The 12,890-nt window shown below is 68.4% G+C and carries 12 protein-coding genes; 4 read left to right on the top strand and 8 right to left on the bottom strand.

From position 1 onward, the window contains the following. Positions 1 to 77: 77 nt before the first annotated feature. The 4 genes from FHR96_RS07100 to FHR96_RS07085 are packed head-to-tail and all read right to left on the bottom strand — an operon-like array spanning position 78 to position 2,738. Positions 78 to 269 (bottom strand): hypothetical protein, encoded by a 192-nt coding sequence (locus FHR96_RS07100; protein WP_183386974.1) that lies wholly within the window; start codon positions 267 to 269, stop codon positions 78 to 80. Further along, complete coding sequence (locus FHR96_RS07095) at positions 266 to 445, bottom strand: hypothetical protein (protein ID WP_183386973.1); 180 nt, start codon at positions 443 to 445, stop codon at positions 266 to 268. The genes FHR96_RS07100 and FHR96_RS07095 overlap by 4 nt, the downstream gene beginning before the upstream one ends. After that, a complete protein-coding gene (locus FHR96_RS07090; RefSeq protein ID WP_183386972.1) occupies positions 442 to 1,251 on the bottom strand; it encodes a hypothetical protein in 810 nt (269 codons plus the stop codon). The genes FHR96_RS07095 and FHR96_RS07090 overlap by 4 nt, the downstream gene beginning before the upstream one ends. Beyond that, positions 1,248 to 2,738 (bottom strand): hypothetical protein, encoded by a 1,491-nt coding sequence (locus FHR96_RS07085; protein ID WP_183386971.1) that lies wholly within the window; start codon positions 2,736 to 2,738, stop codon positions 1,248 to 1,250. The genes FHR96_RS07090 and FHR96_RS07085 overlap by 4 nt, the downstream gene beginning before the upstream one ends. A 114-nt stretch (positions 2,739 to 2,852) precedes the next feature. Here FHR96_RS07085 and FHR96_RS07080 point away from each other — a divergent pair, with 114 nt between their 5' ends. Further along, complete coding sequence (locus FHR96_RS07080; protein WP_183386970.1) at positions 2,853 to 4,802, top strand: RecQ family ATP-dependent DNA helicase; 1,950 nt, start codon at positions 2,853 to 2,855, stop codon at positions 4,800 to 4,802. Positions 4,803 to 4,806: 4 nt separating this feature from the next. Here FHR96_RS07080 and FHR96_RS07075 read toward each other — a convergent pair whose 3' ends face one another. Continuing rightward, positions 4,807 to 5,418: a hypothetical protein gene (locus FHR96_RS07075; protein WP_183386969.1), complete on the bottom strand. Its 612-nt coding sequence runs from the start codon at positions 5,416 to 5,418 to the stop codon at positions 4,807 to 4,809. Beyond that, positions 5,415 to 6,977, bottom strand: a complete 1,563-nt coding sequence (locus FHR96_RS07070) for a sigma-54-dependent transcriptional regulator (RefSeq protein WP_183386968.1) — start codon at positions 6,975 to 6,977, stop codon at positions 5,415 to 5,417. The genes FHR96_RS07075 and FHR96_RS07070 overlap by 4 nt, the downstream gene beginning before the upstream one ends. A gap of 284 nt (positions 6,978 to 7,261) precedes the next feature. Here FHR96_RS07070 and phhA point away from each other — a divergent pair, with 284 nt between their 5' ends. From phhA to FHR96_RS07055, 3 genes are all read left to right on the top strand, one after another. Then, entirely contained in the window at positions 7,262 to 8,086 is an 825-nt protein-coding gene (gene phhA / locus FHR96_RS07065) for a phenylalanine 4-monooxygenase (RefSeq protein WP_183386967.1), read from the top strand. A gap of 74 nt (positions 8,087 to 8,160) precedes the next feature. After that, on the top strand, positions 8,161 to 8,499 hold the full coding sequence (locus FHR96_RS07060) for a 4a-hydroxytetrahydrobiopterin dehydratase (protein WP_183386966.1): 339 nt from the start codon (positions 8,161 to 8,163) through the stop codon (positions 8,497 to 8,499). Next, on the top strand, positions 8,500 to 9,690 hold the full coding sequence (locus FHR96_RS07055; protein WP_183386965.1) for an amino acid aminotransferase: 1,191 nt from the start codon (positions 8,500 to 8,502) through the stop codon (positions 9,688 to 9,690). 405 nt (positions 9,691 to 10,095) lie between these two features. On the opposite strand, the gene FHR96_RS07050 is transcribed toward FHR96_RS07055, so the two are convergent. Then, entirely contained in the window at positions 10,096 to 11,355 is a 1,260-nt protein-coding gene (locus FHR96_RS07050) for a D-amino acid dehydrogenase (protein ID WP_183386964.1), read from the bottom strand. Between the two features lie 220 nt (positions 11,356 to 11,575). Then, complete coding sequence (locus FHR96_RS07045) at positions 11,576 to 12,853, bottom strand: MATE family efflux transporter (protein ID WP_183387166.1); 1,278 nt, start codon at positions 12,851 to 12,853, stop codon at positions 11,576 to 11,578. Positions 12,854 to 12,890 lie beyond the last annotated feature (37 nt).

The raw sequence follows: 12,890 nt of genomic DNA, 5'->3' as shown, positions 1-12,890 counted from the left end.
CATCTTGGCCTCCCAGGGAGACGCCACGTCGCCGTGCTTGTTGAGCAGGTTGGCCACCTCGATGCGGTTGATCACGCTCATGCCCGGCCCTCCTCGGCGCGCGCCTCGGCCAGCGCGCTATCTCGGCCGACCCCGTTCTCCATGCTGATGGCGCTGGACTGGCCGCGCAGGTCCAGCAGCAGATGGCGCATCTTGGCCTCCCAGGGAGACGCCACGTCGCCGTGCTTGTTGAGCAGGTTGGCCACCTCGATGCGGTTGATCACGCTCATGCCCGGCCCTCCTCGGCCAGCGCGCTATCTCCGCCGACCCCGTTCTCCATGCTGATGGCGCTGGACTGGCCACGCAGGTCCAGCAGCAGATGGCGCATCTTGGCCTCCCTGGGAGACGCCACGTCGCCGTGCTTGTTGAGCAGGTTGGCCACCTCGATGCGGTTGATCACGCTCATGCCCGGCCCTCCTCGGCGGCGGCCGCTTCCCGCTCCGCGTCCTCGCAGGGCGCGGCTCGTCCTTCCGCCAGGGCCTGAAGGTGGCCCAGCTGGTGGATGCCGATCTGCTCGCTCTCCAGCGCGCCGAGCAGCGACTGCTGCCAGACCTCGCCGCCCTCGTCGCCGGGCTCGCGCAGCGCCTCGAGCAGTCCGGCTCGCACCTGCAGGTCGATGAAGGCCCGCACCCGGCGGCTGATGTCCTCGCCGCGCTCGTCGAGCAGCGAGAGGTTGGCCTCCGGCGCCGAGTCGCCCAGCCCGCGCAGGGTCTCGAGCTGGTCGCGCAGCAGCTCCACCAGCTCGGCGGCGGTGAAGGTCGCCTCCTGATAGCGGCTGACGTCGGACAGCGCCCGGTTGTAGCGGGTATAGAGCAGGGTGTGCATCAGCAGCCACAGCTGCAGGTACCATTGGGCCAGCTCGCCGCGGCTCTCCTGGCGCAGCTTGAGCGCTTCGAACACCGGCTCGCGAGTGTAGAGCGGCGGCTGCTCGAGCTCAGGGTCCGGCAACAGCGCATAGTAGCGGCTGCCCGGGGCGATGCCCGGGTAGTCGCCGGCCTCGAGGACTCGCAGCCGCAGCCCCTGCCCGGCCAGGAAGTCGCGCAGCGCCTCGCGCTCGGCGTCGCCGGCATCGTCGATCAGCGCGCAGACGTCGCGCTCGGAGAGCTGGCCCTCGCGGGCGGCACGGCGCTTGCGCCCGCTGGCCGGTTGGCGCTCGGCACAGCGGTAGCGCAGCAGGTAGGCGACCACCTCGCCCATCTCGGTCATGTTCATCGTGGGGTGTCCTGTTGCATGGCAAGGGGGGCATCGGCCATCGCGGCGACGAGCCTCAGGCTGGGCGTCACCGCACCTTCGATGCAGCGACCATCGGGCAGCGACAGCCGGAAGGCGCGCTCCTCGATGCCCACCGCCAGGGCCTCGTCGAGCTGCTGGGCGTCGACGAAGACGTTGAGCAGCTGGGGCAGGCAGTCGGCATCCTCGAAACGATGCCAGCCTTCGCTCAGCGCCTCGGGCAACGACAGCGGCGCCTGGCGCACCCGGCGGCTCAGCGCCGGCCCCTGCGCCTCGAGGAAGCGGGCCAGCAGCGGATCCCGGGGCGGATCGTCGGCGGATTCATCGAATACCAGGGCGGCATGGCTGGTCTCGGCGCGACGCGTCTCGAGCAGCGGTACCAACGGTGCCAGCCGCGGCACGCAGACCGCCTGCTGGAAGGGCATCAGCCGCTCGACCAGGGCCGCCCGGAGGCCGGCGTCCGGCGAGGCCGCCAGCAGCCCGCGGGCCAGGTCGGCGAAATCCACCACGCCCATCGACTGGATGCGGCCCTCGGCGATGTCGGCGAGTAGCTCGGCGAGGCGGCGCGAGAGGTTCTCGATGGCGGTAAGCACCCGACCGATGGCCCCGGAGAGCATGCGCAGGTCCCACTCCTCGGACTGAGCCTCGCGCCAGGCCTCGAAGCGCTCCAACAGCCGCGGCGTGCCGAGCTGGGCGCGGGCGTCGAGCAGGGTCCGCTGGATGCTCGACAAGGCATTGTGATAATGGCGCTCGTTGTCCATCAGCGCGGCGAGCTTGCCCTCCCGGGTGGGATTCTCGCGCACCCGGCGCAGCTCCTGGGTCAGGGCGCGGATGGCCAGCAGGATCTGGTTGGTGATGTCGGGAATGCGCGCGAAATCGTCCCGGGCCAGGGCCGCCAGCACCTTGGCGGCGTCGTACTCGGAATACAGCAGGTCCTCGACCTGGCCGGCCAGGGTCACCGCCTGGCGCCCGCTGGGGGTGAGACGCACCTGGCCGGTCTGGCCCTGCTTCTCGATCAGCGCGGTGCGCTTGGTACTGCGCGCGCCGCGCGCGGCAGTCGGATCGTCGGCGCCTCGGGACTCGCCCGGCGTTAGGCTGGCCTCGCGCACGCTCGCCCCCGAAGACGCCTGACGAGCGTCCGGCAACGGGGACGCCTGACGAAAGTGCAGCTCGGTGGGCGTGGCCAGCAGGTTGATCACGAACGTCAGGTCGTCATGGGACAGCGCGGGGTAGGTATCGCGCAGCCAGGCCAGGCAGCGCCCCTGGGAGACGAAGGCGCTGTTGGTGGCGAAATCCACGTCCAGCAGATATTCCAGCAGCAGGCAGCCGAGGTCCAGCCAGTAGCCGTCGCGCCAGCCGCGCCGCTGTTCCTGGCTGACCTGCACGAAGGGGGACCCCGGGTCGTGGGCGCTGTCGTGGAGGTCGATCAGCCGTGCGGTGGCGACGAGCAACTGGCTCCAGGCGGTCATGGGGCATCCTTTCCAGGCCGAAAACGCCCCATTATGCCAACACCTGGCACCGCGGGTCATGACCGGTCTCGACGTGTATCCTTGGGCCCCATCCCCACCTCACCCGGAGCCGCCATGAACGCCATCGACCAGACCCTCGCCCGCGTCTTCGGCTATGCCGACTTTCGCCCCGGCCAGCGCCCGGTGATCGAGGCGGTGGTCGACGGCCGCTCGGCCGCCGCCATCTTCCCCACCGGCTCCGGCAAGTCGCTGTGCTATCAGCTCTCCGCCCTGCACCTGCCGCACCTGACGCTGGTGGTCTCGCCGCTGCTGGCGCTGATGCAGGATCAGCTGGCGTTCCTGAAACGCCACGGGATCGCCGCCGCGAGCCTAGACTCCTCCCAGAGCAAGGACGAGGCCCGGGCGGTGATGGACGGCGTGGCCCGCGGCGAGATCCGCATCCTGATGGTCTCGGTGGAGCGGCTCAAGAACGAGCGCTTCCGCGCCTTCATCCGCCGCGTGCCGATCTCGCTGCTGGTGGTCGACGAGGCCCACTGCATCTCCGAATGGGGCCACAACTTCCGCCCGGACTACCTGACCCTGCCCACGACGCGTCACGAGCTCGGCATTCCCCAGACGCTGCTGCTGACCGCCACCGCCACGCCCCGGGTGATCGAGGACATGCGCCGCCACTTCGCCATCGCGGCGGAAGACGTTATCGCCACCGGTTTCTATCGACCCAACCTGGACCTGCAGGTGGCACCGGTGCCGGCCGACGAACGCCCGCGCCGGCTGGTCGACTGGCTACGCCCGCGTCTCGAGGGGCCGAGCCCCGGCGCCACCGTGGTCTACGTCACCCTGCAGCAGACCGCCGAGCGCCTGGCGGCCTATCTCGGGGCCGCCGGCCTGCCGGCTGCGGCCTATCACGCCGGGCTCGACGCCGAGACCCGCGCTAGTCGCCAGGACGATTTCATGGCCGGGCGCACGCCGGTGATCGTCGCCACCATCGCCTTCGGCATGGGTATCGACAAGTCGGACATCCGCGGCGTAGTGCACTTCGACCTGCCCAAGTCGGTGGAGAACTACAGCCAGGAGATCGGCCGCGCCGGGCGCGACGGCGCCCCCGCCGAGTGCCTGATGCTGGCCGGCCGCGATCATCTCAGCGTGCTGGAGAACTTCACCTACGGTGACACCCCCGAGCGCGCGGCCATCGCCCGGGTGACGGCGACCCTGCCCGCCCCCGGCGAAGACTGGGCGTTCACCCTCAATACCCTTTCCCGGGACAGCGACATCCGCCCGCTGCCGCTCAAGACGCTGCTGGTCCGCCTCGAACTGGAGGGTACGATTCGACCCCGCTTCAGCTACTTCGCCGAATACCGCTTTCGCCTGGAAGAGCCCGCCGAGACGCTGGTCGCCCGCTTCCAGGGCGAGCGCCGGGCCTTCGTGGAAGCGATCCTCGAGGCCTCGCCCAGGGCCCGCACCTGGCACCGACTGGATCTCGAGGCCCTCGGTCGGCTGGGCGCCGAGCGCGGGCTGGACACCTCTCGCCAGCGCGTGATCACCGCCCTGGACTACTTCGCCGACAAGGGTCTGATCACGCTGGAGAGCAAGCAGATGACAGAAGTCTTCGAGGTGCTGCGCCCCGTCGACGACGCCCTGGTCGAGGCGCTGCACCGGGCCTTCGTCGACAAGGAGCGCGCCGAGATCGAGCGGCTGCACGCCATGTTGGCACTGTTCGAGGGCGAGGGCTGCCTGACCCGCCGGCTGGCGGACTGGTTCGGCGACGCCGCCGCGCCGGCACATTGCGGCCACTGCTCGGGCTGCCGCGGCCAGGTCGCCTCGCTGCCCTTACCGCCCGAGCCGGCGCCGCTCGCCTCGATGGACGCCACCACGCTGATCGCCCCACTGCGCGAGCGACTGGCGTCCGGCGGCGAAGCCGAGGCGGCCACCCCGACGCTGCTGGCCCGCTTCCTGTGCGGACTGACCTCGCCGAGGCTGACGCGTCACAAGGCGCGCCAGCTCGACGGCTTCGCGGCGCTGGAGGCCTATCCGTTCGGCGAGGTACGCGACTGGCTGTCCCGGTAGTCGTTCATGGCTGCCGACGCATCAGCGCCAACGTCGCCAGATGCACCGGCAGATAGAGCACCAGCGGCCATATCAGCATCAGCGTGATGACATAGAGCCCGTCGGGCAGCCAGGCCTGGGACGCGCCGAAGGGCCCCTCTACCCAGTTGACGTTGCGCGCGGGATCGGTCAACGCCCAGGCGGCGAGGATCGCCGCCCAGGTCAGCGCCGTCTGCCACGCCAGCGCCGCGCCATCGTAGCCCAGCCGAGCGACGCCGAAACCGGCCACCAGCGGCAGCACCAGGTGATACAGCGACAGCAGCCGCACCGAGAGCGGAATGCTCGCGTCGAACATGTACTCGGTGCCGCCAATCGGATGCCAACCGCTGGCCCAGGCGACACCGGCATCCAGCGCCCAGAGGCTGCCCACCAGCGCCGAGGCCAGCCACTGCATCGAGATCAACCGCCGGCTCTCGGCCCACAGCCCCACCAGCAGCAGGAAGTTGGCCAGATTGCACAGCCACAGGTAGTTCTGCACGCCGATGCGCAGCGCCACCGACGGCGCCCAGAACAGCATCCACAGCGTGAACGCCAGCTTCAGCCACGTCGGCAGGCGTCCTCGCTCCCCGAGGCTCATGGATCCTCCGTGCCGATCCCGTGGCGCTTGAGCTTGTTGGCGATGGTGGTGTGGGAGACCCCCAGCCGCTTGGCCAGCTGACGGCTGGAGGGATGCTGCGGATACAGGGTGGAAAGCACCCGGCGCTCCACCTCGCCGAGGATATCGGCCAGCGAGCCGTCCAGGTCGATGCCGGCGAGCCCAGGCGCCTGGCCCACATCGGGCAGGCGCAGGTGGGCCGGCTCGATGACGCCGCCTTCGCACAGCGACACCGCCTGAAAGAGCACGTTCTCCAGCTGGCGCACATTCCCGGGCCAATGATAAGCGGAGAGCCGAACCACGGCGGCCGGCGACAGACTCGGCAGCGGACAGCCGATCTGGGTGGCGGCACGGTCGATGAAGTGCGCCGCCAGGGCCTCGATGCCATCCAGGCAATCGCGCAATGGCGGCACGTTGAGGGTCAGGACGTTGAGGCGGTGATAGAGGTCCTGGCGGAAGCGGCCCGCGGCGCACAGCGCCGGCAGGTCCTGCTGGGTGGCGCAGATCACCCGCACGTCCAGATAAGTCTCCTCGTCGCTGCCCACCCGCCGGAAGCCGCCGTCCTGCAGGAAGCGCAGCAGCTTGACCTGCATCCGTGGGCTGGTCTCTCCGACCTCATCGAGAAAGATGGTGCCGCCGGCAGTCAGCTCCAGCAGCCCCAGCTTGCCTTCGGGCCGAGCCCCTTCGAAGGCCCCGGGCGCATAGCCGAACAGCTCGGTCTCGGCCATGGATTCGGGCAAACCCGCGCAGTTCAGCGCCATGAACGGCGCCTGCCCACGGGGGCTCGCCAGGTGGCAGGCCCTGGCCAGCAGCTCCTTGCCGGTACCGGTCTCGCCCTGGATCAGCAGCGGCGCATCCAGCGGCGCCATGCGCCGCGCCTCGCGGATCAACGCCTCGAGCCGGGGGCTGGCCTGGAACAGCGACTCGAAGCCGCGCAGCTCCTGACGCTGCACCTGGTAGATGCGCTCGCCGATGCGGTCGGCGCGGTGCAGGGTCACCACGGCGCCGGCCAGCGACGCCACATCCGCCTGATGCTCACGGTGCAGCGGCGCGATGTCGGCCAGGAAGACGGTGTCGCGCAGCTTGACCCTCAGGCCGTTGACCCGGGCATTGTTGCGCCGGATCAGCGCCGGCAGGTCCAGGTCGGGCAGGTAACGGTCCAGCGACAGCCCCGGCACCTCGTCGACGCGCACCCCCAGCAGTTGGCCGGCAGCCCGGTTGGCGGCCACCAGGTGGCCCTCCATGTCGATCGACATCACCGGATCGGAAAGCGACGACAGCAGGGCATCCAGCTCGAGGTGCCGGCGTTCGCTGGGCATCAGGCTGACACGCCGCACCCCGAATACGCCCGGCACCCGCTCCAGCTCGGGCTTCAGGGTGGCGAGCTGGGCGTTGAGCAGGTTGGGCACGTGCAGGTAGATGGCATTACCGTGCTCGCCGCCGACCTCGCCATGGGCGACGTTGAGGCCATAGTCGGCGAAGTGGGCGACGATGTCGCGCAGGATGCCGATGCGGTTCTGGCAGTGGAATCTCAGACGCATGAAGAACTCGAAGAAAGCAAATGGGCCGCCCGCCAGGAAAGCGTCAGGCCGGCGTGACTCCGGTGTAAAGATAACGTGACAAGACCTGCCCGACAACGCCGATGGCAGCGAGCTTTCGACGCGCGGCAGCGAGACGCGGCCCTTTTGTCACATTTTCTTTACAGCTGGCACGCTCCGCCGCCGCGCATTTTCTTCTCGCCGGCCCCCAAGCGCCGCCGCCCCTGCATAGACTGCGGTCATTCCCTTGAGGCAACGACAACCCCAAATTCGCCACGGGAGACCCCATGAAGGCTCAGAGCGCCCCCAAGAAGACGGCCTATCAGGCCAGAATGCCGGATGCCGACGGCCACATCGCCTGGAGCGAACAGGAGAACGCCACCTGGCGCACGCTGATGGAGCGCCAGGTAGCACTGCTGCCGGGCCGAGTCTGCCAGGAGTACCTTGACGGCATGCAGCGACTGGCGCTGCCGGTCGATCGCATTCCCCAGCTCGCCGAGGTCGACGCCGTGCTGCGCGAGGCCACCGGCTGGGAGACGGCTCAAGTGCCGGCCTTGATCCCCTTCGACACCTTCTTCGAACTGCTGGCCAACCGTCGCTTCCCGGTGGCCACCTTCATCCGCACCCCGGAAGAACTCGACTACCTGCAGGAACCGGACATCTTCCACGAGATCTTCGGCCACTGCCCGATGCTGACCAATCCGGCGTTCGCCGAGTTCACCGCCACCTACGGCCGCCTGGGGCTCGACGCCACCCCCAAGGAGCGGGTCTACCTGGCGCGGCTGTACTGGATGACCGTGGAGTTCGGCCTGGTCGACACCCCCGAGGGTCGGCGCCTGTACGGCGGCGGCATCATCTCCTCGCCCAAGGAGACCCTGCACGCCCTGTCGGACACCCCGGTGCACGCGCCCTTCGCCCCCCTGGACGCGCTGCGCACCCCCTACCGCATCGACATCCTGCAGCCGCTCTACTACGTGCTGGACAGTCTCGAAACGCTGCACGATCTGGCGGGCCGCGACATCATGGGCATGGTGCACGAGGCCATGGCGCTCGGCCTGTTCGAGCCGCGCTTCCCGCCCAAACCCAAGCCGACCGAGGCCGCCAGCGCCTGAGCGCTCGTCCCTTGACCCGGCGAGCGATCGCCCCAACCCCTTTCCGTACCACCCAACGACAACCAGGAGTCATCATGAGCGAGCTTTCCGAACAGCAGTGCGAGGCCTGCAGCTGGGACGCCCCCCACGTCACCGAGAGCGAGATCGAACAGTATCGCCGCGACATCCCCGAGTGGCAGATCGTCGAGCGCGATGGCATCATGCAGCTGGAGCGGGTCTTCACGTTCCGCAACTTCCGGCAGGCCCTGGCGTTCACCAACGCGGTCGGCGAGATCGCCGAGGAAGCGGGTCACCACCCCGCCCTGTTGACCGAATGGGGCAAGGTCACCGTGACCTGGTGGTCCCACGAGATGAAGGGCCTGCACAAGAACGATTTCATCCTAGCCGCCAGAACCGACGAGGTAGCGAAGTAAATGTTCGAACGAATTGAGCGGGTTCCCGGGGATGCCATCCTCGGGCTCATCGAGGCCTTCAAGAAGGACACCAATCCTCAGAAGGTCGATCTCGGTGTCGGGGTCTATCGCGACGCCCAGGGCAATACCCCGGTGATGCGCGCGGTCAAGGATGCCGAGGCCCTGCTGCTCAAGAACGAGACCACCAAGACCTACATCGGTTCTCACGGCGACCCGGCCTACGGCGAGGTGATCCTGCCGCTGGTGCTGGGCAAGGGCTCGCCGGTGCTCGAGGCCGGCCGCGCCAGCGCCACCCAGTCGCCGGGCGGTACCGGCGCCCTGCGCCTGGCAGCCGACTTCATCGCCACCCAGCTGCCGGGCAAGGACGTCTGGGTCAGCGACCCGACCTGGCCGAACCACCTGGGCATCTTCCCGGCGGCGGGCATCACGCTGAAGAAGTACCCCTACGTCGATGCCGACAACCGCCTCGACTTCGACGGCATGCTGGCGGCGCTGAAGCAGATTCCCGAGGGTGACGTGGTGCTGCTGCACGCCTGCTGCCACAACCCGACCGGCTTCGATCTGTCCCGCGACCAGTGGCAACAGGTGCTGGAGGTGCTCAAGGAGCGCAAGCTGCTGCCGCTGGTCGACTTCGCCTACCAGGGCTTCGGCGAGGGCCTGGACGAGGACGCCTTCGCGCCCCGCCTGCTGGCCGAGAACCTCGACGAGGTGATCATCACCAGCTCCTGCTCGAAGAACTTCGGCATCTACTGCGAGCGTACCGGCTGCTTGATCATGGTCGCCAAGGACGCCGAGCAGAAGGAGAACGTTCGCTCCCAGGTGGCCATCGTCGCCCGCGAGAACTACTCCAACCCGCCGGCCCACGGCGGCGCCATCGTCTCCGAGATCCTGCACTCCGACGCGCTGACCGCGACCTGGGGCGAGGAGCTCACCGAGATGCGCGACCGCATCAACACCCTGCGCCGCGAGTTCGTCGAGGCCCTGAAGCCCTACGGCCTGGACCAGAAGTACGCCCACGTGGCCGAGCAGCGCGGCATGTTCTCCTACACCGGCCTGACGCCGGAGCAGGTCGACCGCCTGCGTGACGAGTTCAGCATCTACATGGTGCGCTCGGGTCGCGCCAACGTGGCCGGCTTCTCCCAGGAGAACCTTCCCTACCTGGCCAAGGCGATCGCCGCGGTCAACGACTGAACGACCACCTCCGTTCGGTAACATGACGCCCGGGCCTCACGGCCCGGGCGTTTTTTGTGATTCATCGCAGATCAACGCGAAGCCACTGCACGGCCCGATTCGGCATGATGGGGAGGCTCTTCGCCCTTCCACCCCGGCAAGTCTTCTCCATAGCCGGTGTTGGGTCATTTCCAACATACAAGGGCTCTTCAGAGCCGTTCCGACGCCTCGGCGATCCACCGCGCAGCGGCGGCTACAGTTGCACCGCTGTCGGATCTCCGCCGGACGCCCGTCGGCGCCTTTCGCCCAATGAATTGGGCACCCACGAAGAGCCGCTTTTTTTCCATACCACCCCGTTTGCCCGAACGAGAACGGCCCGCGGCAAAGCCGCGGGCCGTTGACGTTGCCGGGAAGCGCCCGGGCGCGTCAGGCCGCGTAGCGAGACACGTCGAGGCCTTGTGGGTCGATGCGCGGCGATTCGGCCGCCATCAGATCGGAGAGCAGTTGGGCGCTGCCACAGCTCATGGTCCAGCCCAGGGTGCCGTGACCGGTATTGAGCCACAGGTTGTCGTAGCGGGTGGCGCCGACGATCGGCGTGGAATCCGGCGTCATCGGGCGCAGCCCGCTCCAGAACTCGGCGCGGTCGACGTCGCCGCCCTCGGGGAAGACATCGCGCACCACCATGTCGATGGTCGCCCGGCGCTTCTCCGGCAGGCTCAGGTCATGGCCCGCCAGCTCGGCGGTGCCGCCCACCCGAATACGGTCGTCGAAGCGCGAGATCGCCACCTTGTAGGTCTCGTCCATCACCGTGGACTGGGGCGCTCCGCCATCGTCGATGACCGGCACGGTCAGGCTGTAGCCCTTGACCGGGTAGATCGGCAGACGAATGCCCAGGTCCTTGACCAGGAACGGCGAGTAGCTCCCCAGGCAGACCACGTAGGCATCGGCGGTGAGTTCGCCGGCGCTGGTGATCACGCCCTCGATACCGGCATTGCCGCGGCGAATGCGCTGGATGTCGACGTTGAAGCGGAACTCGACGCCCAGGCGCTCGCGGCAATGGTCGGCCAACCGATTGGTGAACAGGTGACAGTCGCCGGTCTGGTCGTCGGGCAGGTGCAGGCCGCCGACGAACTTGCCGGGCACCCGAGCCAGGGCCGGCTCCACCCCGGCAATTTCCTCGGCGCCGAGCAGGCGATGGCGCACGCCGCACTGCTCGAGCACCTTCATGTCCTTGGCCACGGCCTCGACCTGGCTGTCATGGCGGAACAGCTGCAGCAGGCCGCGCTGGCGATCCTCGTAGCGGATACCGGTCTCGGCCCGCAGGGCGTCGATGCAGGCCCGGCTGTGCTCGGCGATGCGCACCATGCGCTCCTTGTTCACCGCATAGCGCTCGGCGTTACAGTTGCCGAACATCTTCATCATGAAGCGCGCCATGGTCGGATCCATCCGCGGCTGGATCTTCAGCGGCGCATGCTCCTGGAACATCCACTTGACCGCCTTCTGGGGAATGCCCGGGGCGGCCCAGGGCGAGGAAAAGCCGAAGGAGACCTGGCCGGCGTTGCCGTAGCTGGTCTCCATGGCCGGCGCCGGCTGGCGGTCCACCACGGTGACCTCATGGCCCTGGCGGGCCAGGTAGTAGGCGCTGGTGACGCCGACGACGCCGCTGCCGAGAATCAATACCTTCATGCTCTCACTCCCCTGCTCTTGTTGATCGCGCTGGATGGTCGCGGGAACGATGACGCCCGGCGCTGGCCGGACGCGTTACGTGGAGCAGAGTATAGGAGAGCAAAATCAGTCGATTTATCTATTTTTAAGACAAAAACCACACGATGAGTTCAAATTATGGATTATATTTATCCTAAACCACCAAAAAAACTCCACAAAACAGGAAAAACAACCACAAGCATTATATCGCCTGGCGCCGCGGGCTGGCGAGGGTCCGCCGCAGCAGCCCCCAGGCCCCCAGCCCGGCCAGCAGGTTGCCGACTGCGGCCCCCAGGGTCAGGCCCATCAGGCCGCCCAGCCAGGCCCCCAACCCCAGGCATGGCAGGTAGAAGGCGAACAGTCGCGCGGCGGACATCATCATCGCGCGCAGCGGCCACCCCAGGGCATTGCCGGCGGAGACCACCAGCATGCACACGCCGAGGGCGGCGTAGCTTGGCGGCAGGCAGCGCACCAGGATGGCCAGGTCCGAACGCACTTCAGCGGTGCCGGCCAGGGCCGCTGCGACCCAGGGGGCGGCCAGCGCCAGCGATAGCCCCAGAGCCAGCTGCCAGAAAACCGCCACTCGCAGCGCCAGACGCATCAGACGATGCACCTGGGGCCAGTCGCCCGCGCCATAGCAGCGCCCAAGCCAAGGCGGCAGCGACATGGTCATCGCCAGCACGGCCATCAACGAGACGGTCTCGAGGCGACTGATCAAGCCCCAGGCCGCCACTTCGGACTCTCCGAGTCGCGCGACGATCGAGATCGCCAGCATGGCGGCGAGCGGCGGCATCAACTGCCCGATCATGGCCGGACCGGCGATGCCGAGGAACGGCCTGAGCGACTGCCGCGACTCCTCGCGGAGCCCATCCGCAGCCAACCAGCCCCGCCCCGACAAGCGCGCTCCCAGCGTCACGAGCCCCAGCAGAAAGGCCAGCACCGTGGCCCAGGGCGCTCCGGCCAGCCCCAGGCCCGGCCAGTCGCCGATGCCGAAGATCAGCAGCGGATCGAGCATCAGGTTGGCCAGGCTGGTCACCACCATCAGGGTTCCCGGCAGGCGGGTATTGCCATGGGCGCGAAACAGGCTATAGCCGAAGTAGAGCAAGGCGCCGAGCCAAGCGGCAACGAGCTGCGGCCCCCAGTAGTCGCGGATCAGCCCGAGCGCTTCCGGCGCCGCGCCAAGGCGCCGGAAGACCGGCGCCTGGATCGCCCACAGCCCCAGCGCCAGGGCCGCGATGACCAGCGTCCCGACAAGCAGCACCAGGCTGCCCAGGCGCCTGGCACGGTCTGTTTCGCCGGCGCCCAGGGCGCGTGAAATCAGCGCGGCGATCGCGATGCCCATGCCCACCTGGACGCCGATGATCAGGAAGGAAAGCGGGAAGGTGAAAGACTGGGCGGCCAGCGATGCGGTGCCCAACCGGGCAATGAAGGCGCTGTCGATCAGTTGAAAACCCAGCAGCGACAGTACGCCGATGGCCATGGGCCAGGTCTGGCGCCACAGCGCCAGGCCCAGCGAA

Source organism: Halomonas organivorans, assembly GCF_014192055.1.
Taxonomy (GTDB): Bacteria; Pseudomonadota; Gammaproteobacteria; order Pseudomonadales; family Halomonadaceae; genus Halomonas; species Halomonas organivorans.
This window is presented reverse-complemented; position numbering and strand designations above follow the sequence as displayed.